The organism is Streptomyces sp. SID9727 (genome assembly GCF_010550605.1).
GTDB lineage: Bacteria > Actinomycetota > Actinomycetes > Streptomycetales > Streptomycetaceae > Streptomyces.
On sequence record NZ_JAAGNI010000015.1, the window covers coordinates 20,335 to 46,601 of the forward strand.

Below are 26,267 nucleotides of genomic sequence, written 5' to 3' on the forward strand. Positions count from 1 at the left end.
GTCAGGCGGCCGCCTCCGCGCGCGCCAGCAGGGCCGGGAGCCCGGCGAGGAGCGGGGGCTCGCCGCACGCCGAGGCGACGACCACCTCCTCCAGCGCCCACAGGTGCGCCCGGATCCGGGGCGGCGGGAGGTAGGCGGTGTCGGCGGTGAGCAGGACGGCGAGGACGCCCTCCTCCTCGGTGACGTGCACGCAGTAGCGGCAGCCCAGCTTCTCCTCGGTGGCCGGGAAGCCGAACGCGGTACGGGCGCGTGCCGCGCGCAGTTCCGCCGCGCCCGGCGGCGGGCCTTCGTCCGGCGGGCGTACGTGGAACCGCTGGTCGTTGTAGCAGCAGTACGGGTGTACGGCGGTGCCGCGCTCCCGGCCGACGCGTTCGCGCACGGCCTCCCAGGCGACCGGGTCGTAGGACGCGGCCCGGTAACCCGCCAGGGCCGCGCGCCACGCCACGGGCAGGAGGTCCGTGAACCGTTCGGCGCCGGTCGTGTCGAGCAGGAACGGTGCGTCCTGGGAGAGCATCGCGACCAGGTCCCGCCGCTCCTCGGCTGCCCGGTTGGCGACGATGGGCATCATCGCCGCCGCCGGGTGCCCGCCCTCGGCGGCGACCAGGGCGGCCAGGGCGGTCATCAGGACCGTCGATCCGCTGATCCGGTGCGCGGCCGCGAGCGTGTCCGTCGCCCGCATCAGCGCCTCGGACACCAGCCGGCCGCTCCAGAACCGGGGTGTGCGGGGTGCGGCGGCCTGCCGGGGGAACATCGTCGGCGGCATGGTCCGGTAGAAGGTCTCCCAGTGGGCGAGGGCCCGCTCGCTGCGGCGCACGCCGGCCGGGCCGTGCTGGTACCGGGCGAGGTCCAGGGGGTTGGTGCGCGGGGACCGCCCGGCCGAGCCCCGGCGCACCAGCAGCCGCAGGTCGCGGACCACCTGCTCGGCGGCGTGGCCGTCGGCCGCGAGGTGGCAGAGGGCCAGGACCGCGTGCGTCACCCGGCCCCGGTGGCAGACGGCGCCGACGCGCAGCGGCCACTCCCGCGCGTAGTCGAAACGGGTGGCGGTGAGTTCGTCGAGGAGGGCGCGTGCGCCCGCCTCGGTCCGTGTGGGGTCGGGCTCGTCCACCACGGTGACCGGCAGGGCGCCGCAGTCGGTGAGCGACTGGCGGGGCTCGCCGTCCTCACCGTCGTACAACCGGGTGCGCAGCGCCTCATGACGCTCCATCAGGGCTGTGAGCGCGGTGGCGAACCGGGGCAGGTCCGTGACCCGTCCGCGCTCCCCCAGCGGGAGAAGGCGCCCGATGTTGAAGTAGGTGTCGTTGGGCGCGGTGCGCAGGATCGCGTTCCAGATCGCCCGCTGGCCCCAGGTGAGGGGGGCCGTGCCCGCTCTGTCGCCCGCGAAGGGGATGTGCAGGGTGCGGGCGGTGGCGAGGCCGTTCATCCCCTCACCAGCCTGGCCGCCAGGCTGTCGATGCTCTCCTGGTAGAACGCCGGGTCGGCCAGGTCGAGTTCGATGCCGTACTCCTCCTCCAGGGTGTCGGCGAGCCGGAGGAACGCCAGGGAGGTGACGCCCAGTTCGGTGAGGGTGCTCCGGGCGGTGAGGATGTCGGCCGCGGCGAGCTGCCCGTCCATGGCATCGCTGATCAGCCCGGCGAGCCGTGCGCGCTCCCCGGTGGCCGGGTCGTGGGCGGTGCTCACCTGCCCTCCTCGCCGGCCAGCCGGCGGCGCAGGCTCAGGGGCCTGATGTCGGGCCACACCTGGTCGACGTGGGCCACGCACTCCTCCTCGGTGCCGCTGAACCCCTCCGGCCGCCAGCCGGCGGGCAACGGGGCGCCGGCGGGCCAGAGGGCGTGCTGTTCCTCGTCGTTGACCGCCACCAGATAGCGGAGGGCTGATGTGTTCACTGGTTCTCCTCGATGAGTGCGGCGACGCACGCGGCGACACCGTGGACGGTGGGGCTGTCGAAGAAGACGTCGAAGGGCACGGAGACGCCGTACTCCTTGCGGATGCGACCGGCGATGGCGGTGATGGTGAGGGAGTGGCCGCCGAGGTCGAAGAGGTCCTCGTCGGCGCCGAGGTCGTCGAGGTCCAGCACGTCCCGCCAGATGGCGAGGACGGTGGCGGTGACGTCTTCGTGCGCTCCCTGCGCGGGGGTTTCACGGGTGGTGGCCCGTGCACGCGGCGGTTCGGGCAGGGCGGCCCGGTCGAGTTTGCCGTTGGGGGTGAGCGGCATCGCGTCGAGGGCCACGTAGGCGTCGGGCAGGGCCGCCGCCGACAGCGTGCGAGCGAGGTGGTCGCGCAGGGTTTCGGGCGTCGGCGGTACGCCGGCCGGGGCGGGCACCACATAGGCGACCAGCCGTCCGGGCTCACCGTCCGGGGACTCCCGCAGCACCGTCACGGCCTGGGCGACCTGCGCGTGGCCGCCGAGGGCGGTGTCGATCTCGCCGAGTTCGACGCGGTGGCCGCGCACCTTCACCTGGGTGTCGGACCGGCCCGCGAAGGCGATGCGGCCGTCAGCGGTGAGCCGGACCAGGTCGCCCGTGCGGTAGAGGCGGGCGCCGGGCGGACCGAACGGGTCCGGGACGAAACGGGAGGCGGTGAGTCCGGGGCGGCCCCGGTAGCCGAGGGCCACGCCGTCACCGCCGATGCACAGCTCTCCGGTCAGCCCCCGCGGCAGGGGCTGGAGGCGGGCGTCCAGGACGTAGGTGCGGGTGTTGGCCAGCGGGCGGCCGATGGTGACGGGGTCTTCGGGTCCGAGCTCGGCGGCCGTGGACCAGACCGTCGTCTCGGTCGGCCCGTACACGTTGACCAGCCGGCCGACGGCGGTGCGCAGTTCGTGGGCGAGGGCGCCGGGCAGGACTTCTCCCCCGGTCAGGGCCACCAGGTCCGGTGCGTGGAGCCCGGCGGCGAGCATGGTGCGCCAGCCGCTGGGGGTGGCCTGCACGTGGGTGAGACGGTGCTGTGCGACGAGTGCGGCGAGCGCGGTGCCGTCGCGGTGGCGCCCCTCGGGGACGAGGACGACGGTGCCGCCCGTGACCAGGGGCAGGAAGAGTTCGACGGTGGAGATGTCGAAGGACAGCGAGGTGAGTCCGAGCCAGCGACTGCCGGTTTCGGTGCCGGTGGTGTCCCGCATGGCCGTGAGGAGGTTGGCGAGGGCCGCGTGCGAGACCTCGACGCCCTTGGGCACACCGGTGGAACCGGAGGTGTACAGGACGTACGCGGGGTCCGTGGGGGAGGGCGGCGCGGGCGCCGCCGGGGCGTCGGGGAGCCGTTCCAGGTCCTCCCGTCCCGGGTCGGCGGCGGTCTCCAGAGTGATCCCGGAGTCGGCGCGGAGGAACGCCAGGCGCTCCGCCGGGTGGTCGGGGTCCAGCGGCAGGTAGGCGGCGCCTGCGGTGAGCGTGCCGAGAGCGGCGACGAGTTGGGCGGCCGAGCGGGGCAGGGCGATGCCGACGAGGACGCCGGGGCCGGCCCCCTCGGCGCGCAGCCGGTGGGCGCGGCGGCGGACGGCGGCGTCGAGTTCGGCGTACGTGAGGGCGGTGTCGCCCTCGATGACGGCGACGGCGTCCGGGGTCGCGGCGGCCTGGGCGGCGAACAGCTCGGGCAGGGTGGCGTGGGCGTTGCCCGGGGTGCGGGTGGTGTCGGCGAGCAGGGTCGCGCGTTCCCGGGGCGGCAGGACGGGCAGGCGGACGAGGGCGGTGTCCGGTGCGGCCAGGGCCCCGTCGAGCAGGGTGAGGAAGTGGCCCAGGACGCGGGCGGGCGCCTCGCTCTCGAAGGCGGCGGTGCGGTATTGGAGGCTGCCTTCCAGGCCGTCGGGCCCGTCGACCAGTTGGAGGTGGGCGATGTTGCGTGCGGTGTGCGCGAAGCCGGTCCACTCGGTGCGCACATCGAGGCCGGGGCCGAAGTCGGCGGGCCGGGAGGTGTCGCGCCGGCGGTAGCTCAGGGAGACCGGGCAGAGTGCGGTGCGCGGGGTGAGCCCGCGCACCGCACGGCTGAGGGGGACGGTGCGGTGGGCGTAGAGCGCGCGCAGTGCGGCCCGGACCTCGTGGGCGAAGTCCGCGAAGGTGATCTCCGGGCGCGGGTCGGTGAAGAGGGGCAGTTCGTTGACGCGCAGGCCGGCCTGCCGGGGCTCGCCGGGCACGCGGGTGGAGAGTTCGATCGCGGTGGCGGGGGCGGTGTTGCCGTAGCGCAGCAGCAGGGCGTGCCAGGCCGCCGTGAGGAGTTCGAACCGGGTGACGCCGAGCGTCGCGGCGCCGGTCACCAGGCGGGCGTGCCACTCCCCGTCGCACCGGAAGCCGCAGGCGCCGCCGGGGGCCGGGGCGACGGGGTCCGCGTGGTGGGCGGTGAGGCCGGGGAGGGCGGGCGCGGGGCTGTCGCGCCAGCGGCCGGCCCAGAAGCGGGCCGCGTCGTGGACGGCCGCCTCGGAGACGGGCGGCGGGGGTGTCGGTGCCTGGGCGGCGGAGGGCGGCCGGCTCTCCCCCGTCACCGCCCGGTACGCCCGGGCCAGTCCGGTGACCAGGAGGTCCTTGGACTCGCCGTCGAAGACGAGGTGGTGGGCGACCACGAGCAGCAGACGCCGGTCCGGGGCGGTGGTGAACAGCGTGGCGCGTACCAGGGCCTCGCCCGGAGCGAAGCGGGCGGCGGTCTCCTCGTCGCGGAGCTTGCCGATGTCGTCCGGCGCGGCGGTGACCAGCCGCAGGGCCGGTGCCTCGCCCGGGAGCAGGCCGGGCCCGGCGGGGTCGGTCCGGGCGGCGAGCACGGGGGCGGCCCGTACGCAGTCGCCCCAGGCCGTCGCCAGGGCGGCCTGGTCCAGCGGCCCTTGGATGTGCAGTGCCAGGCTGAGGTGGTACGCCGAACCGGTGTCGAGGGTCCGCTCGGTGACCCAGAGCCCGTGCTGGGCCGGGTCGAGCGGGGCCGGTGCTTCGAAGGAGGGGGTCATGGGGTCGCCTCGTCGTCCAGGAGCCGGTGGAGTTCACGTTTGAGGACCTTGCCGCCCTCGTTGCGGGGCAGGGTGTCGCGGAAGAGGATCCGGGCCGGCAGCTCGTGCGCGGCGAGCCGGTCGAGCAGGAAGGACCGCAGCCGGGGCATGTCCGGTTCGCCCAGCCGGGGTACCACGACGGCGGCGACCACGCTGCCCAGTACGGGGTGCGGGATGCCGAAGGCGGCGGCGTCGGCGACGTCCGGGTGGGCGTGCAGGGCGTTCTCGACCTGGATCGTGGACACCTTGTGGGCGCCGGACTTGACGACGTCGCGCTCCCGGTCGAGCAGGTGGAGGTAGCCGTCCGCGTCGAGCCGCCCGACGTCCCCCATGCGCACCCAGCGGCCGCGGAAGACCTCGGCGTCCGCGTCGGGGGCCCCGAGGTAGGCGCGGGGTGCGGTGGGTGAGCGCAGCCAGATCTCGCCGGGTTCACCGGTGGCCGCCGGGCGCCCCTCGGTGTCGGTGACGCGCAGGTGGTCGAGTGAGGCGGGGCGGCCGGGCGAGTCGGGGTGGTCGGGGTCGAAGAGCAGGGTGATCTGGGCGGGCGCGGCCTCGGTCGAGGTGTAGTAGTTGACGACCTGCGCCCCGGGGAACGCCTGCGACAGCCGCAGCGCGACGGGTTGCGGGAGCGCCGCCGCCGTCGAGCCGACCAGTTTGACCGTGCTGAGGTCGCGGCCGGTGAGGGCGGTGGACGCGAGCAGTTCGATGGCGGTGGCCGGCACCAGGAAGACACTGCCGACCGCGTGCTCCTCGATGAGCCGGGCGAACCGCAGCGGGGTGAACTGCGGGGCGGCGACACCGGTGGCGGCCGCGTCCAGGCAGTTCACGAGCATCGTCTGTCCGGCGTTGGTGCCGATCGGGAAGGCGTGCAGGAAAGTGCGCGAGTGGCGCAGGGGCCTTCGGCGTTCGTCCAGGGTGCAGCCGTGGGCGAGATTGGCGTGGGTGGCCAGGACGCCCTTGGGGAGGCCGGTGGTGCCCGAGGTGTAGAGGTACTGGGCGGGCGCGGACGGATCGGGAAACGGCAGCCCGTCCCCGGCCCCGGTCCTGAAGTCGTCGCCGGTCGCCCGCCACACCCCCGCGGGCAGCCGGGACGGTGGCCCGCCCTCGCCGTGCAGGACACCCGCGCACCGGCTGTCCTCGACGATGTGCGCGGTGGCCGCCGGAGCCAGCCGGTCGGACAGGGGTACGGCGATGCCGCCCGCCCACTGCACCCCGCAGTAGGCGACCGCGTAGTCGGTCCACTGCGTGGCTCCGTAGCGCAGCCCGACCGGGTCGCCGGGGCGCAGGCCCTGGGCGAGCAGGCCGTGGGCGAGGGCGACGGCCCGGTCGCACCAGGTGCCGAAGTCCAGGGTGTGCGGACCGTTGCGGAGGGCGGGGCGGTCCGGGTGGAGGGCGGCGCGGTGGACCAGCAGCTCGATCAGGGAGCGCGGGGACGCGGCGGGGCTCACCGGTCGGCCCCGGTGGGGACGGGCGCGGAAGCCGCGAGGGCGGCCGCGCGTTCCCGGAGGCCGATGAGGTCGTCGGGTTCGGCGTCCGGCACGTCGCGGTCGAAGCGGGCGAGGACCGGCAGCCGCAGGGCCAGGGCCACCAGTGCCAGCATGACCAGGCAGCACAGCAGGTACATCAGCCCGATCCCGCGCCCCGGGCCCGTCCCCAGCACCCGTCCCACGCTGCCGGCCAGCGCCCCGTCGTCGGCCAGCAGCGGGTCGAACAGCCGGGCTCCCAGGGGCGCGACGAGCCCGTGGCCGATGGGCAGGGTGGACCAGGCGACCATGGTGTTCAGGGCGAAGACGCGGCCGTGGAAGCGCTGCGGGACCTTCACCTGGACGATGGTCGAGTAGACCCCGTTGACCAGGGCGATGGCGCAGGACATCCCGAAGGCTCCGGCACCGATCACCCAGAGGTCGGCCCGCAGCCCTGTCACCGCCCCGGCCAGGGCGAACACCCCGGCCAGCGCGAGCATGCCGCGCACCCGGTGTCTGCGGGGCCCGCCCCACACTCCCATGATCAGCCCGCCCGCGACCGCCCCGGCACCGCCCGCCGTGGCCACCGCCGCCGCCCCGTCCAGGGTGTCGAAGGACAGCACCAGGGGCGTCACCAGCAGGAACAGCGGTGAAAGGAAGAGGTTGAGCGCGGCGAACCACAGAAGCATCGAGCGGAAGCCCCGGTGGCGCCAGGTGTAGGCGAAACCCTGCTTGATCTCCTCGACGACCGGTTCCCGGCGGGTCCAGGGCAGCGTGCGGGGGAACCTCACGCAGACGAGCACGGCGACGGCGACCACGTAGCTCGCGATGTCGAGGATGAGGATGCCGCGCAGACCGATGCCCGCCATCAGCGCCACCGCTACCAGCGGCACCACGAACTGAGCTGTACCGAAGGCGAGTTGGACGAGTCCGTTGGCGTGACCGAGATAGCGCTTGGGGACGAGTTGCGGGATCGCCGAACTGTACGCCAGTCGCTGGAAGGTGAGCGCCACCGAGAGGCCGCCCAGCAGCACGTACAGATACCAGGTGTCCAGTGCGCCCCCGAGCAGCAGGCCGAGCATGGCCACCTGGCTGAGCCCCGCCGCGAGGTCGCCCGCGAGCATGACCTTGCGCCGGTCGAACCGGTCCACGACGGCACCGGCCAGCGGGCCGACGAGGATTCCGGGCAGCATCGCGACGACCGAGTACAGCGCGAACCGGGCGAGCGAGCCGGTCTCCAGCAGGATCCAGATGGGCAGGGCGAACTCCGTGAGCGCCGAGCCCACGATCGACCCCAACTGCCCGATCACGACGGCGAGGAACCGGGCGGCACCCGGCGCGGGGGCGCCCGGGGCCCGCGTGTCGTCACCGTCCGCCGGGTCCGCTCCGGGGCCGTCCGGCGGCCCGGTCTCGGCATGGAACCACCAGGCGGCGTCCGGGGAGCGGCCGGGCAGGGTCGCGGTGGTCCCGGCCCGGATCGCCTCGTGGACGCTCGTCACCGCCTCGGCGACCTCGGCGGCCCGGTACTTCACGAAGAAGTGGCCGCCCTGGTCGATGACCGCGACGGCCGAGCGCTCCGCGAGGAGCAGCCACTCCCGGTACCGCTCCTGGTAGAAGTCGGCGGCCGGATCGCGGTCGCCGACGAGCGACACCAGCGGGGCCCGCAGCCTCGGGGCGCCGGCCTCGACGTCCGCGATCGCCCCAGTGAAGTACTCCTCGGCGGCCTGGCTGTCGCGGCGCATGTTGCCCACGATGAACTCGGTCTGCTCCCAGTCGAGCTGGGAGGTGTCCACGCCCATGCCCGTGAGCCAGTTGACGTACACCCGGTTGCCGAGCAGCGACTCCAGGGACGCCACCTTGGAGAGAGCGCCGAGCACCCGTCCGCGCGGCTTGGCGAAGGGGAACTGCGCCCCCGCGTACACGGCTTCGAGCTCGCGGCCCGACGCCTCCAGCAGCCGGGCGGTCGCCACGGCCAGCGCGGTGCCGACGCCGCAGTGCCCGTACACGATCAGCGGGCCGCGGACCCGTTCGCGTATCTCGGCGGCCAGGCTCTCCGCGAGTTCCCCGAACGGCAGGTGTTCCTCCGTCACACCGACGTCATGGCCCGGTATGGCGACGGCCCACAACTCGTAGCCCTGCGGCAGGAGATCGGCGACGGGCTGGTACACGACCGCACTGCCCCCGCCGTACGGGACGCAGACCAGGGTGGCGCGGAGGCGTCCGGCCGGGGCCTGCGGGGTGAGCCGGTGCAGGAGTCTGCGGGGGCCCCGGGCGTCCTCGGGGGTGTCCGCCAGCGCGGCGAGGTCCCTGACGGTGCGGCAGGTGAACAGGTCCATCACGCTGACGGGCCGGGCGCCCGCCTCCGGGAGAAGTCCGCGGGCGCGGGCGACGACCTGGGTGGCGAGGAGCGAGTGGCCGCCGAGGTCGAAGAAGTCCTCGTCCACGCCGACCTCCGCCAGTCCGAGCACCTCGGCCCAGACCGTGGCGAGCACGCGCTCCGCCGGGGTCCCGGGCGCACGGGCCGCGCCGGACGTCCGGTGGACCTGCGGGGCGGGCAGCCCCCGGCGGTCCAGCTTTCCGTTGGGCGTGAGCGGGAGGGCGGGCAGGGCGGTGAAGGAGGCGGGCACCATGTAGTCGGGCAGCACCCGCTTGAGCGCAGTGCGCAGCTCCTGCGGGTCGGGCGCGGGCTCCTCTCCGGCGGTGACGAGGTAGGCGGCGAGCCGCTTGTCGCCCGGGGTGTCCTCGCGTACGACGACGGCCGCCTCGCTCACCGGGGGCAGGGCGCGCAGGGCGGACTCGATCTCGCCGGGTTCGATGCGCAGGCCGCGCAGTTTGACCTGCTGGTCGATGCGGCCGAGGTGTTCCAGGGCCCCGTCGGGGCGGCGCCTGCCCAGGTCGCCGGTGCGGTAGAGGCGTGAGCCCGGCGGGCCGTACGGGTCGGGGACGAACCGGCAGGAGGTGAGCCCGGGTCGCCGGTGGTAGCCGAGGGCGACCCCGGTGCCGGCGATGTGGATCTCACCGGGTGCCCCCGGGGGCACCGGTCGCAGCGCCCGGTCCAGGACGTAGAGGCGGATGTTGTCGACCGGGAAGCCGATGGGGACCACGTCGGACGGCCCCTCGCACTCCCAGGCCGACACGTCGACCGCCGCTTCGGTGGGCCCGTACAGGTTGGCCAGCGCGCAACCGGGCAGCGCCTCGCGGAAGGCGCTCGCCGTGTCGGGCGGCAGGGCCTCGCCGCTGCACACGACGCGGCGCAAGGCCGTGCACCGGCCCGCGCCCTCTTCGGCGAGGAAGAGCGGCAGCATCGAGGGGACGAAGTGGGCGACGGTCACGGGCGCGGAACGGATGAGTTCGGTCAGGTAGGCGGCGTCCTTCTGGCCCCCGGGACGGGCCAGCACGAGACGCGCGCCGGTCATCAGCGGCCAGAAGAACTCCCAGACGGAGACGTCGAACCCCGCCGGAGTCTTCTGGAGCACCGCGTCCTCGGGGCCGATGGGGTAGCTCCGCTGCATCCACAAGAGACGGTTGACGATGGCGCGGTGGGTGTTCGGCACACCCTTGGGCCGGCCGGTGGAACCGGAGGTGTAGATGAGGTAGGCGGGATCATCGGGTGCCGGGGGGCTCACCGCCGCCGTGGGAGCGCTCCCGCGAACCGGGTCGTCGTCTTCGAGGAAGAGGACGGAGGCCCGGCAGCCCTCGGGGACGGGAACGGACCGCTGGGTCAGAAGCACCCGCGCACGGCTGTCGTCCAGCATGAACGCGAGCCGTTCGGGCGGGTATGCGGTGTCGAGCGGGGTGTAGCAGGCGCCGGTACGCAGGACGGCGAGAAGCGCGGCGACCAGTTCGGGGGAACGTTCCGCGCCGACGGCGACGACGTCGCCGGGGCCGGTGCCCGTCGCGACGAGCCGGGCGGCGATGCGGTCGGCGGCGGCGTCGAGTCCGGCGTAGGTGAGACCGCGGTCGCCGGCCGTCACGGCAGTGGCGTCGGGGGTGCGCGCGATCTGGTCGGCGATGAGGGAGACCAGGGTGGCACCGGCCGGGACCGGCGCCGCCGTGCGGTTGAAGTCCCTGATTTCCCGAGCGCGTTCGCGGTCGGAGAGCAGGTCGAGTCCGGACAGCGGCACATCCGGGTCGCCGGCCACCGCGTGCAGCAGCCGGTCGAGGTGGGCGGCGAGCCGGGCGATGTCCTCCTCGGCGAAGAGGTCGGTGTTGTAGTTGAAGGCGCCGCGCAGCCCGTCCGGCCACTCCATCAGGAAGAGTTCGACGTCGAAGCGGGTGCCCGAGGCACGCAGGCCGTAGGTCTCCACGTCGAGCCCCGGGCCGGCGGTGGCCTGCCGCCCGGTGGCGTAGTTCTGGACCGCGAGCACCGCCTGGAAGACCGGTGAGCGGGAGACGTCGCGTTCGACGTTCAGCTCGGTGACCAGCTGGGCGAACGGCAGCTCCTGGTGTGCGTACGCCTCCAGGCAGGTCTCGCGGGTGCGCTCCAGCAGCTCGGCGAAGGTGGGGTCGCCGTCGAGCCGGGCCCGCAGCGCCAGCACGTTGACGAACATGCCGACCAGGCCCTCCAGTTCAGGCTCGGGGCGGCCGGCGACGGGTGATCCGACGGCGAAGTCGCGCTGGCCGCTGAACCGGGCCAGGAGTTCCTGGAAGGCGGCGAGCAGCACCATGTGGATCGTGGCTCCGTGCGCCTTGCCGAGGGCGGCGAGCCGGTCGAGGAGTCCACGCTCCACCTGGAACCCGTAGCCGGCCCCGTCGAAGGTCTGCCGTGCCGGGCGGGGCCCGGCGGTGGGCAGGACGAGCGGTTCCACTCCGGCGAGCTCGTCCGCCCAGTACGCGACTTCGGCGGTGAGCGCGTCCCCGCTCAGCCGGTCGCGCTGCCACTGGGCGAAGTCGCCGTACTGCACGGCCAGTTCGGGCAACGGGTCGTCTTCCCCGGCGACGCGGGCCGCGTAGCGGCGCAGGATCTCGGAGATCAGGATCTCGCTGGACCAGCCGTCGCTGACGCTGTGGTGGACGACGAGCAGCAGGATGTGGTCGCGATCGGTCACGCGCACGAGCAGGCTGCGCAGCAGAGGACCGGCGGCCAGGTCGAAGGGCTCGGCCCCCGCCTCGTCCACGATCCGGGCCGCGTCCTCCTCGTCCTGAGCCTCGACGAGGGGCAGCGGCGCGGGCGCGGGCGCGGCGATCTCCAGCACCGGGCGGCCGTCGTCGGTCACCGGGTAGCGGGAGCGCAGCGTCTCGTGCCGGGCGATGACGGTGTCCAGGGCGTGGGCCAGCGCCTCCCGGTCCAGCTCGCCGCGCAGCCTGCGTGCGACGGGGATGTTGTACGCGGCGGTGCCGGGCGCGAACTGCTCCATGAACCACAGGCGTTCCTGCGCGAAGGAGAGCGGCGGCACGGCACCCTCGGGTCTCCGCGGGACGACGGGGCGGGAGGCGCCGGCGCGGCCCGCTGTGAGCCGGCGGCTGAGCAGGGCGCGCTTGGTGTCGGAGAGACCGGCGGGGGGTGTGGTGGTGTCGCTCATGACGGCGTACCGGTTCCTTCCAGGGTGGCGCCGTCCGAAGCGAGGAGGGCGGCTGCCTCCTCCTCCGACAGGGCGTCGATCTCGGCCATCAGGGCGGCCTCCACCGCCTCGGCGAAGGCGGCGACCGTGCGGTGGGTGAAGAGGGTGCGCAGGGGGACGGTGAGTTCCGCGGTGGCCCGGACACGGGCGATGACCCGGGTCGCGAGCAGGGAGTGCCCTCCCAGGTCGAAGAAGTCGTCCAGGGCGCCGACCCGGTCGATGTCCAGCACCTCGCGCCAGATCTCGGCGACCAGTTCCTCCGCCTCGGTGCGCGGGGCGAGGTAGCCGGCGCGGAGTTCGGGGCGCTGCTCGGGGGCGGGCAGGGCCGCGCGGTCCAGTTTTCCGTTCGGGGTGAGCGGCAGCCGGTCCAGGACGAGGACGGCGGCGGGCACGAGGTGGGCCGGTAGGAGCGCTCCCACGGCGCTCCGCAACTCCACCGGATCAAGGGCCCCGGCAGCGGGAACGACGTACCCCACCAGCGTGTCGCGGTGTGCGACGACCGCCGCCTCGGCGACTCCGGGCTGCGCGAGCAGCGCGCTTTCGGTCTCGCCGGGCTCGACGCGGTAGCCCCGCACCTTGAGCTGGCCGTCCAGCCGGCCCAGGAACTCCAGGGCGCCGTCGGGTCTGCGGCGCACGAGGTCGCCGGTCCGGTAGCGGCGGGAGCCGGGCGGGCCGTACGGGTCGGGGACGAAGGCCCGCGCGGTGGCGCCGGGCCGGCCGGTGTAGCCGTAGGTCACCCCGGTGCCGCCGAGGAGGAGTTCGCCCGGGGTGCCGGGCGGGACCGGGCCGCCGTACTCGTCGCACACGGTGGCGGTGACGCCGCCGATCGGGGTGCCGATGGGCGGGCGGGCGCGGGTGTCCGCGTCGCCGAGGCCGGCGGTGGTGGCGATGACGGTGGTCTCGGTGGGGCCGTACGAGTTGACCACGCGCACCCGGTCGCCGAACCGCTCGCGCCAGGCGCCCACGGCGGCGGCCTGGACCTGGTCGGCGCCCAGGATCAGCAACCGCAGCCCGTCCGGCCAGGCGACGACGTCCGGGTCGCCGACGAGGTGCTGCCAGTACGGGGTGGGCAGGTCCATGACCGTGATGTCGGCGGTGAAGTCCTCGGTCAGCTGGTCGGGCAGGGTGGCGCCGGCGTCGGCCACGACGAGGGTGGCACCGGCCGCCAGCGCGGGGAACAGCTCCTCGGCGCAGGTGTCGAAGCTGAGCGAAGCGCAGTGCAGGACGCGGTCCCGGGCGGTGATCCCGTACCCCTCGCGCATCCAGCGGACCCGCTCGGCCAGCGCCCGGTGCGGGACGAGGACGCCCTTGGGCTCGCCGGTCGAGCCGGAGGTGTAGACGAGGTACGCGGCGTCCTCGGGGAGGGGCGCGGTCCGGCCCCCCTCCCCCGGACCGGTGCCGTCGGCGTCCTCCACGTACAGGACGCGGACGCTCCCGGGCAGCTCGGGCGGTGCGGTGGCGCGGGAGGTCAGGACGGTGCGCGCGCCGCTGTCGGCGACCATGTACGCGATCCGGGCGGGCGGGTAGTCGGGGTCCAGGGGGAGGTAGGCGGCACCGGCGCGCCACGCGGCGAGCATCGCCACGACGGCCTGCGGTCCGCGCGGCAGCAGCACGCCCACGGTGTCCCCGCGCCGCACCCCTTCGGCGGTCAGCCGTCCGGCGAGCCCGCCCGCCCCGTCCCACAGCCCGGCGTAGGAGAGCGAGCCGTCGCGCCCGCGCAGGGCCTCGCCGCCGGGGCGTTCGCGTACGGTCCGGGCGATGGCGTCGTGCACGGTGGACGGGCCCTCGGGCAGGGCGGGGCCCCGCCCGGCCGCGTCCAGCGCGGCGCGCTCGGGCCCGTCCAGCAACGGGAGGAGGTGGACCGGGGTGTCCGGTCCGTCCGCCGCTCCGCGCAGCAGCGTCTCGAACCAGCGCGCGAGGCGGGCCACCCGGTCCCCGTCGAGCAGGTCCGTGCGGTAGCCGAAGACGGCGACCACGTCGTCGCCGTCCCGGCGCACGTCGAGGGTGAGGTCGAACTTGCAGGCCCGCATGGAGGGGTCGAGTTCGGTGCAGCCGAGACCGGCGAAGGACGCGTCGCGCAGCAGACCGGCGTCCTGGGTGTGCACGGTGAGCATCGTCTGGAACAGGGGGGTGCGCCCGGGGTCCCGGTCCAGGCGCAGGGATTCGGCCAGTTCCTCGAAGGGCACGCGGTCGTGGGTGAAGGCGCCGAGCACCGTGGCGCGGGCCCTGCGGAGCAGGTCGGCGAAGGTGGGCGTGCCGGACAGGTCGGAGCGCAGGACCAGGGTCCGCGAGAAGTAGCCGATGGCCTGTTCGGCGTCGGGGCCCGAGCGGCCCGCCGTGGGAACGCCCACGCAGAAGTCGCGTTGCCCGGTGCACCGGTGCAGGGTCGCCTGGTAGGCGGCGAGCAGCACCATGAACGGGGTGCAGCGCCGGGCCCGGGCCAGGGCGTCGATCACGGGTCCGGCGCCGGTGAGGAGCCGGGTGTGGAAGGCCCCCTCCGGCGAGGGGTGTTCGGGGCGGGGGCGGTCGAGGGGCAGTTCCAGGGCGGGCGCGCCGTCCAGGCGTTCCCGCCAGTAGGCGAGGGCTTCGCGCGCCTGTGCCTCGTCCGCGTCGCGCTCCTGCTCGGACGGGTGCGCGGGCGGGGCGGGGAGATCGGCGGTGCCGCCCCGGAGGTGTGCGGTGTAGTGCGCCGCCAGTTCCTCGCGCAGGACGTTGAGCGACCAGCCGTCGGCGATGATGTGGTGCAGGACCGCACACAGGACGTGCTCGGTGTCTCCCGTACGGAAGAGGGCGACGCGCAGCAACGGACCCCGGGCGAGGTCGAACGCGCGGTTCGTGCGCTCGGCGATCAGCGCTTCGAGCCGGTCGCCTTCACCGCGCACGTCCCGGAATTCCACGTTCACCGGGCCCGGCGCGGCCACCAGCGCGGACGGTTCGCCGTCCTCGGCGGGGAAGCGGCTCCGCAGCGCCTCGTGCCGGGCCGTCACCGCGTCGAAGGCCGCGCGCAGCGCGGGCTCGGACAGTTCTCCGGAGAGGCGCAGGACGAGCGGGATGTTGTACGAGGCGTCGTCGGGGTCCATCTGGTGCAGGAACCACAGACGTTTCTGGCCACGCGTCAGGTACGACTGGACGGCCTGGGTACTCATCCGACTCCCTCGGCGCGCACGCCGAGCGGCGTGGTGTGCGGTTGCTTCAGGTCAATGGGGACGTGTGGAGCATGTGGGGGACGGAGCGACGCGACGGCACGGGGATACCGCGGCGGCCGAACGGTCTCGCCAGCGGCGAGATCCGGTCATTCACGGCTTCAGGTGTTGCGATGTTATGAACAGCACACGCGTCCGTCAATGCAAGACCTGTACACACAAACGGAGTTGTGAAATCCGACGACGTCCGCGCCCGGCCGGTGAGACCGCTTCCGTCCCCGGCCGGGCATTCATCCCTTCGGCTGGATCTTGGGCACACTTTGCGCCTTTCGCGTCCTTCCGGGTGGTGAATGGGGGCGTGCGACAGCAAACCCCCGGCCCGAGGAGTGTGGACCATCCATGAACAACGCGGACAGCGCGTCGCAGAGCGTGCAGACGATGTATGCCGAGCGGTTCGCCACCGATCTCACCGACAACCGTGCGGAGCAGGAGGAACTCACCGCGCAGATCGAGCGGCTTCGGGCCCGCCTGGAGCAGCTCAGGGCGGACGAGGCCTGGCTGACCGGCATGCAGGCTGCACTGCCGGGAGAGACGGCGCCCCCTCGGCCGCGTCGCGCGCCGCGCACCGGGAAGAAGCCCGCGGAGGACGACACCCCCGCCGGCACACCCGTCCCGGCCCCCCGGCCCGCCGGACGCGCGAAGGCGAGGCCGCCCCGGGCCAGGGCCGGCGGCAAGAAGGCGGCGGCCGCGGCAGGTGCTCCCCTGCACCAGCTCATCCGCGTCCTGATGCCCCTGGGCGAACCGCGCCTGGTCCGCGAGGTGCACGCGGACCTGACCAAGGCGCATCCGGAGCGCGGCACCTCGGTACAGGTGGTGCGGAACACCCTGGAGACCCTGGTGAGGCGGGGCGTCGTCGGCAAGGGCATCCAGAAGGGCACGGCCCTGTACACCGCGACCGCGCCGGCCGCGTCCGAGGGCGACGAGACCCCGGCGGCCGGCTGAGAGGCACACGGCCGTGACACGCGTCCGGCCCCCGGGGAGCGCGCTCCCCGGGGGCCGGACGGTGGTACCGCGGCGTCAGGCGGCCGTGATGTTCTCCGCCTGCGGGCCCTTCTGGCCCTGCGTGATGTCGAAGGTCACCGCCTGGCCCTCCTGGAGCTCACGGAAGCCGGTGGCGTTGATGTTCGAGTAGTGAGCGAAGACGTCCGGCCCGCCGCCGTCCTGCTGGATGAAGCCGAAACCCTTTTCGGCGTTGAACCACTTGACGGTTCCGCTGGCCATGCCGGTGCCTCTCAGTCGATATCGGGAGCCGCACCACGCGGTCCCAGTGGTGTCCTGGCCCGCCCCCTGCACAGCAAGGCGCCCGCGCCGGAGCACGGGCGGTTTCGGCGAACCACGACTTCCGGCAGTGACGCTACATGGCGAAGCCCCTCTCCACCAGAGAGCAACGACTTCGCGTCGCGCCGGATGCGGGGGAAAGCCGCTGATGGGGCCGTACTCACCAGGCGTCGGTGGCGGTGGGGACGGCTGCGACGGCGTCACCGTACCGGAGCACCGCCCGGGGACCGCCCGGCTCCGGATGGAGCAGTACCCCGCCGGGATGAAAATGGTGCGGCCGGCAGGGGGGCTGCCGACCGCACCGAGTACCGCCCCGCCCCGGCCCGGGAGACCGAGGTGGGTGACGGAAAGAGCCAGATCAGCGGACCGTGCCGGACAGTCCGCCCCATCAGGGGCGAAATACGGTCTGCTGGTCAAGCCCTTCCCGCCACCGTTCTGAACGGGTGCGGAATTCCGGCTGCGAACATTGCCAGGAGAGGACAGCAGGAAGACCGCATGTCAGGCGCGGGCCCACCGCCCCGAAGGGCCGCGGTCCACCGCCTCACGCGGTCCAGCATGGAAGGTAAACAGACTGTTTTCTACGTCCAGTTTTTAGCGCTAAGCCACGTCGCGCCAATTAGGCTCACGCCCGCGCAACCGGGCCCATACGCGGGGGATTTGATCGCATGACCAACACCGACAAGACGGCACTGCGGACACTGCTCAGAGTCCGGCGTGCACTGATCGACCCCACCGGACACGGTTTCCACCGTTCGTCCCGCCAGGGGCGCCGCGCTCCCGGGCTGTCCCAGCACCAGGTCGACCAGTTGCTGCACCGCACACCCGGCACCTACCGCCGGCTGGAGTCCGGCGCCTGGCCGAGGCCGGACACCGGCTTCCTCCGTGACGTCGCGATGCTCTTCGCCCTCAACGAGCAGGAGTGGGTGTCACTGTGCCGGTACGCCGGGATAGGCGACCCGCCGGGTCCGCTCACCGCCCGCTCGGGCAAGGAGGTGCCGGGGGTGTGGCAGGAGGCCATCGACGGGATGACCCACCCCGCCTACATCACCGACGCCTCCTGGGAGCTCATCGCGCACAACGACGGGTTCGCGCGGCTGTTCCCCGCCGGGGGCGTACCCACCAACACCATGCGGTGGATGCTCCTCGAACCGCAGGGCCGCGAGATGCTCATCGACTGGGACACCGCCTGGGCCCCGCTGGTCGTGCCGCAGCTTCGGGCGGCGCTCGCCAGCCGCCCCGACGACGAGGTGCTCCGCCGGCTGGAGAAGGACGTGCTGGCCGACCCGGAGTGTGCGCCGATCTGGGAGTCGGGCGGCGCGCACATCCATCCCGACGGCGACGAACGGCCCATCCGCCACGCCGTCGACGGTCCGGGGTGGGTGACGATGTGCGCGGCGCAGCCCATGGCGGCCCCCGGCGCGCGCATGATCGTTCTCGTCTTCCACGCGGGCGCCCGGCGGGCGCACACTCGCGTTCCGGTCCTGCGCGCGCCGTGAAGACTTCCCTCCGGCGTTCCGCGGTGTTGTGATCAGGGCGGCACGGCCGTTTGTGGCTTAGGTTGTGCCCACCCCCACATCGCCGCCGCACCGTGCCCGCCGGAGGATGTCGTGCCTGCCTACATAGCCCGCCCCACCACCGTGTTCCCCGCCCACAAAGTGACCACCGGGGAGATCGCGGACGATATCCGCGCCCATCACCCGGACCACCCGCGGCTCGCCGCGATACTCCGCATCGTGGCCAACACCGGGGTGCGCAGCAGGTACTTCACGCGGCCGCTGGCGGCGCCGACCGTGTCGGGGGACGCCGGTGTCGCGGCCCGGGGTGCGGCGGCGTTCGCCGACGCGTTGGAGATGGCGGAGCAGGCGGCGCGGGGGGTGCTCCTGGCGTACGGGCTGGAGCCGGGTGATGTGGACGCCGTCATCACGACGCATTCGACCGGCTGGTCCGTCCCGAACATGGACATCCACCTCATCGACCGCCTGGGGCTGAGGCCGGACGTCCGCCGGATCGCCCTGACGACGCTGGCCTGCGCGGGCGGCACCCAGGCGCTGATCCGGGCCGTCGACCTGGTGGCCGCGAGACCTGGGGCCACCGTGCTGGTGGTCGCCGCCGAGGTCATCTCCGCCGTGTACAACCACCAGGACGACGCCGTCGAGCACATGATCTACAAGGTGCTGTTCGGGGACAGCGCCGCGGCGACCCTCGTCACCGATGCCCCGCTGGGCCCAGGTTTCCGCGTGGGATCCCCGGCCGACACCTACGAGCACGTCCTGCCGGGCAGCCTCACCCGGTACGCCGGCCGCGTCGATCCGGCCGGGTTCCACTTCGACAGCACGAAGGAGGCGCTGAGCGCGGCGGACGACGTGCTGCCCAGTCTGCTGGACTGGCTCGGCCGGCCCTCCGTGGACTTCGGGGTCATCCACCCCGGCAGCGCGCGCATCATCAGCGACACCGCGACGGCGCTGGGCCTCGACGCCCACGACACCCGGCACTCGACCGCCACCCTCACCGACGAGGGCAACCTCGGCGGTGTCTCGGTGCTCCGCATCCTCGAACGCACCCATGCCGAACCGCCGCCGGCCGGCGCCGACGGGATCACCGTCGCGTACGGGCCGGGCTTCGCCACGGCCGCGTTGCGCGGGACCTGGACCGCCTGAGCGGCCGGGGCCACGGGCACGGTGCGCGGGCGGCCCGTATCGCGGCAGGGCCTGCGTCCCGGGTCGCGCGGCAGGTAGGCTGCCCGGCGGAGTGGGCCGTAGCGCAGAGGTCGTCGCGCCTTCACGTCATGTAGGAGCACGCCGGTTCGAATCCGGTCGGCCCGCCCCGTTCCGGCCGGCCGCGCAGGCGGCTGCGGGCGCCTTCGGTGGCCGATGCCGTCCTGGGTGCGGCCGCGCGGGCGCCGGTTGACACGTGGCCCCGCGACCGGTTCCCCTGACGGCCATGACCGATCTTCGTATCGAACCCGTGAACGGCGAGGCCTCGCTCCTGGACTGGCAGTCGGTCCACAACGCCATCATTCCGACGGCCGCCCTGTCGTTCGCGGAGGTGACGGAACGCGCGGGGCGCAACCGGCTGTGCGTCGCGTACGCGGAAGGCGCCTTGGTGGGGTGTTCGACCGTGCGGCCACCGAGTGCGGACAACCCGGCGGGGACCGTGATCGCCCGCATCCTGCTTGAGCACCGGGGCCGGGGGTTCGGCGGGCGACTGTACGCGCACGCGCTGGAGCTGGCCCGGGGACTCGGGGCCGAGGTCATCGAGACGTGTGTCCTGGAGTCGAACCCCGAGGGCCTGCGGTTCGCGCTGCGGAACGGCTTCGTGGAGACCGATCGCTACGTCCTGCCCGGCGATACGGTGCCGTTCATCGACCTCCGGCTCGCCTGACGGCCGGATGCGCACGCGTGCCGGGGCCCGCCGTCCCGCGCGGCCGGGCCCCGGGTTCCGCGTATCGCGGTCAGGCGGTGTGGAGCGTCAGCCCGTACCGGTTCAGGATCTCGTTGATGGGCTGGTGCCAGGTCTCGCCGCCGGAGCTGCAGTTGCCCCAGCCACCCGAGGTGACACCCTGCGCCTGGTCGCCGCTGATGAAGGAGCCGCCGGAGTCGCCGCCCTCCGCGCAGACACTGGTCTTGGTCATCTGGTAGACCGCGCCCTGGGCGTAGTTGACCGTGTCGTTGGTGGCGAGCACACTGCCGCAGTGCCAGTGCGAGGTGGAGCCGGAGCGGCAGATCGATGCGCCGATCGGGGCCACGTTGGAGCCCCGGACCAATTGGTCGGAGACGGTACCCCAGCCGAGGACGACGGGAACCGTCCACCATCCGCTGCCGACGCTGACCCACGCGTAGTCGTCGCCGGGGAACGACGAGCCCTGGAAGTTGCCTATGAAGGAGCCGTCCCAGCCGCTGACCCCGGCACCCGCCCGGCCGCAGTGGCCGGCCGTGACGAAGCCGCCGTAGACGGAGAAGCCGATGGAGCACCGTACGTTGCCCGTGTAGTACGGGTCTCCGCCCACGGTTCCGGCCGAGAAGGTGCGCGGCGCTTCGGCGGTCTGCTCGACGGTGACCGGCCCGGCCTCCCTGGCCTTGCGCACGAACGCCCGGACATCGTTGTCACGGCTCTGCGAGGCGACGACGTCCACCACGACCGAGTTGGTGCGGGGGTCGACGTGCCAGCTGCTGACGCCCTGCGGAGCGTCCAGTTCGTCCAGCTTCGCCTTGACCGAGTCGAGGCGCTTCTCGGTGTGGGTCACCATCCGCACGGTGGCGCCCGTGGCCCGCACGGCGTCCGCCTGCCCGGCGTCGGTGACGGCGACGGTGAGACCACCGGTCGCGGGGTCGAACCAGGAGCCGCCGTACGCCGCACCCGCGGCGTGGCGCGCCTTCGGCTGGAGCGCGGTGGCCGTCTTCTCCTGGGAGATGCGCACCTTCGCCTGGCTTGCCGTCAGGCCGAGGTCGCGCTGCATGGCGGTGAGCAGGCCGTCGGATGCGGGGGCCGGGGCGGGCGTGTCGGCGGCGGAGGCCGAGGGGAAGCCCGCACCCGCCCAGGCTCCGAGGAGGAGTACGGCGGAGAGTGCGGTCCTCAAGGCTGTGGAGCGTCTCAAGGTCTTGGCCCTTCTGTTGTTCCGGCTGGGTGAGGGAGGAACAGCAGGCGTCCGAGGCGCCCTCCGTGAGAGCGCTCTCAGAGTGTGCCGTTCCGGACTGTAGCGGAGAAGTCGTTAGCAGGTCCATGCCAATGACAGCGCCGGCCGTACGGGCCGCCGACTGAGTGGCCGCACTCATCCTCCGCGGGCATCCCGGTCCTGCCGTCACATCAGATGAAGTGGCAGGCCCGGCCGTTGGGCGGGCCTGGGGTGAGCGGGGGGGGCGGGCGGAGACGGGTGATGCACCGGGACGGCGCACGACGGCAGCGGCATGGGCCGGGGCGCTGGTGTGCGCGCCCGCGGCGGCCCTCACGGGGTGCGGTCTCGTGGCCACGACGAAGGAGGACCGGGCATACGCCGAGGAACTGGCCGAGACGTACTGCCCGGGCGTTCTCCGCGTGATCGAGGCGCACACCCCGGTCCCGCACTCCGGCGGTTCGGAGATCACCTTCGCGATGACCGACGACTCCGATGCCGTGGTCCGGATGCGGGTTCTACGGCGCCGGCTGCGCGGCGAAGCACGGCGGGTCGACCCGGCGTCGGGCAGCGGCCACACCGTCCGCCCCTTCGCCGGACGGCAGAAGTTCGCCGCCGCCGTCCACAGCGCCTTCAGGGAGCGGCTCCGGGTCGTCCACCCCAGCGGGCGGGGAGCCCTGCAAGGTCGCGAGGGCCGGGGGCCGCTGCGACTGCCCTCGACGTGACCCCTCGCGGCCGGCGCGGCTTCAGGAGCGGGCGGGCCGGTAGGTGTACGTGTCCCACAGCGACCGGACCGCGTCGCTGTCCCGCCAGTGTCCGGAGGCCGTCGCGCGGTCCGGCGTCCCCCAAACCCTGACGTGTCCGGTGCCCGGCTCCCAGCCCGGGTCGCCGGTGGCCGCGAACCCGGACCAGGCCGAGGTCATCCGGTCCGCGAGGGCCCGGTCCTCGGGCGTCGGCGCGGCGCCGCCGATGAGGAACCGGATGGCCTCGTCGTCCACGTTGCCGAAGGCGAAGGGCACGTCGGCGCAGTGCCAGGCGCGCACTCCGCCGCCCCTGCGGTCGAACCGGGAGAGGTGGGCGCGGCCGCCCCCCGCCGCGTGGGCCTCGGCGAGCCGGGTGCTGTACTCGCCGAACATCAGGTCCCCGTACACGGCGAGGTGGATGTCGTGGGGCCCGGCGCCCGGCATGAGCGCACGGTACCCGTCGACGAGCCCGGGCGGCAGGCCGAAGTCGGCGGCGAAGCGGTGCAGCCGCTCGTCCGTCGGGACCGGGATGCTGCTGCCGACGGCGTCCATCAGCCAGTACTCCTCGGTCGTGTGGCAGACGAGCAGGCCGACGTCCCGGGCGGCTCCGGAGGCGAGGAGGGCCATCGGGTCGTCGCGCAGGAGGTGCCCGTCGGCGACCGGGCCGTAGAGGACCGGGTCCCAGTGCAGCTGCCCGGAGCCGGGGTCCTCGCGATGGTTCCCGACGACCCTTTCCGAAGCGGCGAGCAGCTCCTGCGGGGCGGCCTCCGTCGCGGGTCTCCCCGCAGCGGCGGCCACCCGCGCGGCGACCTGCTCGGCGAGCTCCGGGGCGAAGACGGGGCCGACCGCGCTGTGCGCGATCACCCGTCGGAAGAGCCCTTGGGCGCGGTCCATCACCATCAGGCAGACCGCGGACGCCGCTCCGGCCGACTGCCCGGCCAGGGTGACGTCGTCCGGGGCTCCCCCGAACGCGGCGATGTTGTCGCGGACCCATTCGAGGGCGGCGATCTGGTCGAGCAGGCCCCGGTTGGGCGGGCAGGCGCCGTCCGGGACATGGCCGAAGCCCTCGAAGCCGACGCGGTAGTTCAGGGTGACGACGACGAGGCCGGTGCGAGCCAGCGCCGTACCGTCGAAGTCCGGTTGCGCGCTCGACCCGAAGGTGTAGGCGCCGCCGTGGATCCAGACCAGCACGGGCAGCGGGCCCGCTGCCTCGGCGGGGGTCCAGATGTTGAGGCTCAGGACGTCCTCGTCTCCGGGCGACCAGACGGGGGCGCCGGGCAGCTCGGCGGACTGGGGCGCGACGGGCCCGAACCCCGTGCAGTCGCGGACACCGGGCCATGGGGCGCGCGGGCGGGGGGCCTGGAAGCGGTTGTCGCCGAACGGCGGCGCGGCGTATGGGATTCCGAGGACGGCCACGACGTCGCCGTGCGGTGTACGTCCGCGTACCCGACCGCTTGCCGTCCCGTACACACCACTGTTCGCCAACGTGTCCCGCCTGCCCGTCGATCACGCTCCCCGACCGGGAGCGATGATCAGGATGGCGCAATCCCCGCGCCGACGCGAGGGGAATTCGACCGAAGTGATCAGGGAGTTGGTCAGCCGGCCTGTCCGATGGCGCTGCGGAGCATGGCCACGGTGGTCGCCGCCGCGGCCCGCTCCGCCTCGTCCTCCGTGGCGCGCACCCGTTCCTCCAGCAGCACGACCGCTGCCTGGAGTACGCCGACGCGCACCGGAACGGACCGCATGGCGGTCAGTACGGCCGCCGCCTGTTCGGCCGGTGTGGACTGCGCGGCCTGCGGGATGAGGGTGGTGATGCCGCGCCCGAGCGCGCGGTCACGAGGCGGCTGGGCCGCGGGTGTGGTCACCGGGGAATTCTGCCGTACCCGGCGCCCCGATCGGGTCAGCGACCTGGCCGGACCGGTCCGCTCTCCCGTGCCCCGTCGTGGACGCGGAGCAACAGGGCGGCCAACTGGGCGCGTTCACGGTCCGTCAGCGGTGCGAGGACATCGTCCTGCACGGCCAGCGCCTCGGACTTGAGGCTCGTCAGCATGGCCCGGCCCGCCGGTGTGACGGTGACCGTGACGCGGCGCCGGTCGGTGGTGTCGCGGGCCCGCTCCACCAGTCCGGACGCACCGAGCCCGTCCACGATCTTCACGACGTCGCTCCGGTCGATCGACAGCCGCGCGGCGAGTTCGCGCTGCACATGGGGGCCGAAGTCGTCCAGCGCCGCGAGCACCGCCATGTGCCAGAGCCGCAGGCCGCGTTCGGCCAGCCGGTCCGCGAGTCTGCCGCGCGCCGCCTTGCCGGTCTTGGACATGAGATAGGTCGTGAGGCCCAGGAGACTGGGAGGGGTTTCGTTCATCAGGTATATCGTAGGGCCAACCCAATGATGGGTGCACACCTACCGAAGGAGATCCCGTGGACGCGCTGCATCCCCGCCTGCTGGTCGACCGGTTCGCCGACTGCTTCCGCTTCTACGACGCCGTACTGCCGGAGCTGATCGGTGCCGTACGGGCCGGCGGCAACGCCTCGGGGCCGTACGCCCATTGGGACGTCGAGGGCCAGGGTGTGCTGGTGCTGTTCGACCGGAGCGCGATGGCGGCGGTCGCGGGTACGGCCGGCCTGCCCGCGGACCCGCCGCCGGCGCAGGACCGGTCGATGTTCGTCCTGCGTGTGGCCGACGTGGACGCGGGGCTGGCCCTCTGCCTCGGCCACGGCGCCGGGTTGACCGCACCCGCGTGCGACCGCCCGGAGTGGGGGCCGGGGCTGCGCACCGCCCACGTGCGCGACCCCGAGGGGAATCTCGTGGAGCTTCAGTCCTACTGACCGGTGTCCGCCGACGTCACTTCCGCGCCCAGTCGCGCATGGCGGAGCGGGACGAGAAGTCGGCCACGTCCTTGTCGAGCGGCCGGTCGGTGTACTGGTGGATGCGCCAGGAGGCCTTGATGCGCGGCTTGCCCGCCTTCACGTAGTCGGCGATCCAGAGTCCGTCCCCGGCGTACGACGTGGTGTCGTGGTGCAGCCAGAAGTAGCGGTTGCAGTACAGCAGGACGCGATGGTGCGGCCGCAGGCGTTTGACCTCGCGGATGAAGCGGTCCTTCTCGGCGTTGCTCGCGCGGGTGCCCTCGCCGTTCTGCTCCCAGTCGACGGCGAGCAGATCACCGGCCTTCTCGGGCGCCTTGCTCAGGAAGTACTCGGCCTGAGCCGCGATGTTCCCGGGCCACAGGAAGTGGTAGAAGCCGACGACGCATTCGGCGTCGCGGGCCTGCTTCGTCTGGTCGGTCAGGCGCGGATTGACGTACGAACGGCCCTCGGTGGCCTTGATGAAGACGAAGTCCACTCCGTCCGTGTCGAACGAGGACTGATGGGCGCTGACATCGACACCGTGCAGCATGGGCGCCGCCTTTACAATCGGGGTGCTCTGTTCCGCTTACTTTCCCTGATCGCCCGCTTCCCACCCCCATCCGAAGCACGAATGCGCGTGTGTGCCGGGGCGCACGCTCCGGCACACACGCCCGGGCGGGCACACGCCCGCCGACCGTCAGGCGTCGAATCCGGTGGAACGGCTGAGCTTCTCCCAGGCGAGCACTTCGGCGCGGGAGGCGTCGAGCGCGCCGAGCACGGCGTCCGTCGCGTCGTTGCCGAGCGGCAGCCGCAGCGGGGTGTCCCCGGCGTCCAGTGCCGCCAGGATGGCCGCGGCGGCCCTGGCGGGGTCGCCCTCCTGCTTGCCGTCCGAGTCCGGCAGGCCGCTGCGGACCGGGCCGACGGAGTCCGCGTAGGCGTCCAGCGGCGCGGACTGGCGCAGGGCACCGCCGCCGGCGAATCCGGTGCGGAAGGAACCGGGTTCGACGATGAGGACCTTGATGCCGTGCGGGGCCACCTCGGCGGCCAGCGCCTCGGACAGGCCCTCCAGGGCGAACTTCGTCGCGGAGTAGCCGCCGACGCCGGGGAAGGTGAACCGGCCGCCCATGCTGCTCATCTGGACCACGGCGCCCGAACCGTCGCGGCGCATGTGCGGCAGCACCGCCCGGACCAAGGCAGCGGGGCCGAAGAAGTGGAGGTCCATGAGGTCGCGCAGCTCGCGGTCGGTGGTCTCCTCCACCGCGCCGACGAGCCCCATGCCCGCGTTGTTCACGAGCACGTCGATCCGCCCGTACCAGAGCACGGTGTCCGCGACGACGTCGGCGATGCGGGCGGTGTCGGTGACGTCGAGCCGGACGGCGACCGCGCGGTCGGGGTGTGCGGCGACGAGGGCGTCGAGCGCCTCGGGCCGGCGCGCCGTGGCGACGACCGTGTCCCCGGCGGCGAGGGCGGCCTCGGCGATGGACCGGCCGAAGCCGGAGGAGGCGCCGGTGATCAGCCAGACGCGACCCTGGGCGTTGTCGCGGGCGGGGGTGGCGTGTGCCGTGCTCATGTTCAACTCCGTTGTTCCGTCGATGCGTTGCGGTGATTCATT

General features: G+C 73.6%; 20 protein-coding genes and 1 tRNA gene. 7 read left to right on the forward strand and 14 right to left on the reverse strand.

All coding sequences use genetic code 11. The annotated features are described in order from the left end of the window. Position 1: 1 nt before the first annotated feature. From G3I41_RS01075 to G3I41_RS01105, 7 genes are read right to left on the reverse strand one after another with little or no spacing between them, the layout of a single operon-like run. Entirely contained in the window at positions 2-1,420 is a 1,419-nt protein-coding gene (locus tag G3I41_RS01075; RefSeq protein WP_164398402.1) for a condensation domain-containing protein, read from the reverse strand. Further along, positions 1,417-1,677, reverse strand: a complete 261-nt coding sequence (locus tag G3I41_RS01080; protein ID WP_164398403.1) for an acyl carrier protein — start codon at positions 1,675-1,677, stop codon at positions 1,417-1,419. The genes G3I41_RS01075 and G3I41_RS01080 overlap by 4 nt, the downstream gene beginning before the upstream one ends. Further along, positions 1,674-1,883: an MbtH family NRPS accessory protein gene (locus G3I41_RS01085; RefSeq protein WP_164398404.1), complete on the reverse strand. Its 210-nt coding sequence runs from the start codon at positions 1,881-1,883 to the stop codon at positions 1,674-1,676. Before G3I41_RS01085 ends, G3I41_RS01080 begins: the two co-directional genes overlap by 4 nt. Beyond that, complete coding sequence (locus tag G3I41_RS01090) at positions 1,880-4,915, reverse strand: amino acid adenylation domain-containing protein (RefSeq protein WP_164398405.1); 3,036 nt, start codon at positions 4,913-4,915, stop codon at positions 1,880-1,882. The genes G3I41_RS01085 and G3I41_RS01090 overlap by 4 nt, the downstream gene beginning before the upstream one ends. Beyond that, entirely contained in the window at positions 4,912-6,402 is a 1,491-nt protein-coding gene (locus G3I41_RS01095) for an AMP-binding protein (protein ID WP_164398406.1), read from the reverse strand. Before G3I41_RS01095 ends, G3I41_RS01090 begins: the two co-directional genes overlap by 4 nt. Beyond that, entirely contained in the window at positions 6,399-11,939 is a 5,541-nt protein-coding gene (locus tag G3I41_RS01100) for a non-ribosomal peptide synthetase/MFS transporter (protein ID WP_164398407.1), read from the reverse strand. Before G3I41_RS01100 ends, G3I41_RS01095 begins: the two co-directional genes overlap by 4 nt. Next, on the reverse strand, positions 11,936-15,124 hold the full coding sequence (locus G3I41_RS01105) for a non-ribosomal peptide synthetase (RefSeq protein WP_164398408.1): 3,189 nt from the start codon (positions 15,122-15,124) through the stop codon (positions 11,936-11,938). The genes G3I41_RS01100 and G3I41_RS01105 overlap by 4 nt, the downstream gene beginning before the upstream one ends. Positions 15,125-15,520: 396 nt before the next feature. Here G3I41_RS01105 and G3I41_RS01110 point away from each other — a divergent pair, with 396 nt between their 5' ends. Further along, entirely contained in the window at positions 15,521-16,123 is a 603-nt protein-coding gene (locus tag G3I41_RS01110) for a hypothetical protein (protein ID WP_164398409.1), read from the forward strand. A 75-nt stretch (positions 16,124-16,198) separates the two neighbouring features. On the opposite strand, the gene G3I41_RS01115 is transcribed toward G3I41_RS01110, so the two are convergent. Further along, positions 16,199-16,402: a cold-shock protein gene (locus tag G3I41_RS01115; protein WP_018552900.1), complete on the reverse strand. Its 204-nt coding sequence runs from the start codon at positions 16,400-16,402 to the stop codon at positions 16,199-16,201. Positions 16,403-17,124: 722 nt separating this feature from the next. Here G3I41_RS01115 and G3I41_RS01120 point away from each other — a divergent pair. From G3I41_RS01120 to G3I41_RS01135, 4 genes are all read left to right on the forward strand, one after another. Next, positions 17,125-17,955, forward strand: coding sequence for a helix-turn-helix transcriptional regulator (locus tag G3I41_RS01120; protein ID WP_164398410.1), 831 nt, complete (start codon positions 17,125-17,127; stop codon positions 17,953-17,955). Between the two features lie 111 nt (positions 17,956-18,066). Continuing rightward, positions 18,067-19,116 (forward strand): PhlD, encoded by a 1,050-nt coding sequence (locus G3I41_RS01125; protein ID WP_164398411.1) that lies wholly within the window; start codon positions 18,067-18,069, stop codon positions 19,114-19,116. Positions 19,117-19,208: 92 nt separating this feature from the next. Then, positions 19,209-19,281, forward strand: a tRNA-Asp gene (locus G3I41_RS01130). A gap of 118 nt (positions 19,282-19,399) precedes the next feature. Beyond that, the gene (locus G3I41_RS01135) at positions 19,400-19,840 is read left to right on the forward strand and encodes a GNAT family N-acetyltransferase (RefSeq protein WP_164398412.1); all 441 of its coding nucleotides are present in this window, start codon (positions 19,400-19,402) and stop codon (positions 19,838-19,840) included. A gap of 70 nt (positions 19,841-19,910) precedes the next feature. Here G3I41_RS01135 and G3I41_RS01140 read toward each other — a convergent pair whose 3' ends face one another. Then, entirely contained in the window at positions 19,911-21,053 is a 1,143-nt protein-coding gene (locus tag G3I41_RS01140; protein ID WP_203599935.1) for a S1 family peptidase, read from the reverse strand. A gap of 365 nt (positions 21,054-21,418) precedes the next feature. Between G3I41_RS01140 and G3I41_RS01145 the strand changes: the two genes are divergently transcribed. Next, entirely contained in the window at positions 21,419-21,793 is a 375-nt protein-coding gene (locus tag G3I41_RS01145) for a hypothetical protein (RefSeq protein WP_239081429.1), read from the forward strand. 21 nt (positions 21,794-21,814) lie between these two features. Here the strand turns inward: G3I41_RS01145 and G3I41_RS01150 are convergent, their stop codons facing one another. The 3 genes from G3I41_RS01150 to G3I41_RS01160 form a co-directional block, all read right to left on the reverse strand. Beyond that, positions 21,815-23,281 (reverse strand): carboxylesterase family protein, encoded by a 1,467-nt coding sequence (locus G3I41_RS01150; protein WP_343242027.1) that lies wholly within the window; start codon positions 23,279-23,281, stop codon positions 21,815-21,817. 125 nt (positions 23,282-23,406) lie between these two features. After that, a complete protein-coding gene (locus tag G3I41_RS01155; RefSeq protein ID WP_164398415.1) occupies positions 23,407-23,676 on the reverse strand; it encodes a hypothetical protein in 270 nt (89 codons plus the stop codon). Positions 23,677-23,711: 35 nt separating this feature from the next. Further along, a complete protein-coding gene (locus tag G3I41_RS01160; RefSeq protein ID WP_164398416.1) occupies positions 23,712-24,173 on the reverse strand; it encodes a MarR family winged helix-turn-helix transcriptional regulator in 462 nt (153 codons plus the stop codon). 56 nt (positions 24,174-24,229) lie between these two features. On the opposite strand from G3I41_RS01160, the gene G3I41_RS01165 reads away from it, so the two are divergent. Next, complete coding sequence (locus tag G3I41_RS01165; RefSeq protein WP_164398417.1) at positions 24,230-24,637, forward strand: VOC family protein; 408 nt, start codon at positions 24,230-24,232, stop codon at positions 24,635-24,637. Between the two features lie 16 nt (positions 24,638-24,653). Here G3I41_RS01165 and G3I41_RS01170 read toward each other — a convergent pair whose 3' ends face one another. Both G3I41_RS01170 and G3I41_RS01175 read right to left on the reverse strand, forming a co-directional pair. Further along, positions 24,654-25,205, reverse strand: a complete 552-nt coding sequence (locus tag G3I41_RS01170) for a glycoside hydrolase family 25 protein (RefSeq protein WP_164398418.1) — start codon at positions 25,203-25,205, stop codon at positions 24,654-24,656. Between the two features lie 147 nt (positions 25,206-25,352). Beyond that, complete coding sequence (locus G3I41_RS01175) at positions 25,353-26,225, reverse strand: oxidoreductase (protein WP_164398419.1); 873 nt, start codon at positions 26,223-26,225, stop codon at positions 25,353-25,355. Positions 26,226-26,267: the final 42 nt, after the last annotated feature.

Excerpts from the sequence above, each read along its gene's own strand:
- G3I41_RS01100 (WP_164398407.1), bottom strand. The coding sequence starts at position 11,939 with ATGAGCGACACCACCACACCCCCCGCCGGTCTCTCCGACACCAAGCGC.
- G3I41_RS01170 (WP_164398418.1), bottom strand. The coding sequence starts at position 25,205 with ATGCTGCACGGTGTCGATGTCAGCGCCCATCAGTCCTCGTTCGACACG.
- G3I41_RS01105 (WP_164398408.1), bottom strand. The coding sequence starts at position 15,124 with ATGAGTACCCAGGCCGTCCAGTCGTACCTGACGCGTGGCCAGAAACGT.
- G3I41_RS01110 (WP_164398409.1), top strand. The coding sequence starts at position 15,521 with ATGAACAACGCGGACAGCGCGTCGCAGAGCGTGCAGACGATGTATGCC.
- G3I41_RS01120 (WP_164398410.1), top strand. The coding sequence starts at position 17,125 with ATGACCAACACCGACAAGACGGCACTGCGGACACTGCTCAGAGTCCGG.
- G3I41_RS01115 (WP_018552900.1), bottom strand. The coding sequence starts at position 16,402 with ATGGCCAGCGGAACCGTCAAGTGGTTCAACGCCGAAAAGGGTTTCGGC.
- G3I41_RS01175 (WP_164398419.1), bottom strand. The coding sequence starts at position 26,225 with ATGAGCACGGCACACGCCACCCCCGCCCGCGACAACGCCCAGGGTCGC.
- G3I41_RS01090 (WP_164398405.1), bottom strand. The coding sequence starts at position 4,915 with ATGACCCCCTCCTTCGAAGCACCGGCCCCGCTCGACCCGGCCCAGCAC.
- G3I41_RS01075 (WP_164398402.1), bottom strand. The coding sequence starts at position 1,420 with ATGAACGGCCTCGCCACCGCCCGCACCCTGCACATCCCCTTCGCGGGC.
- G3I41_RS01160 (WP_164398416.1), bottom strand. The coding sequence starts at position 24,173 with ATGAACGAAACCCCTCCCAGTCTCCTGGGCCTCACGACCTATCTCATG.
- G3I41_RS01135 (WP_164398412.1), top strand. The coding sequence starts at position 19,400 with ATGACCGATCTTCGTATCGAACCCGTGAACGGCGAGGCCTCGCTCCTG.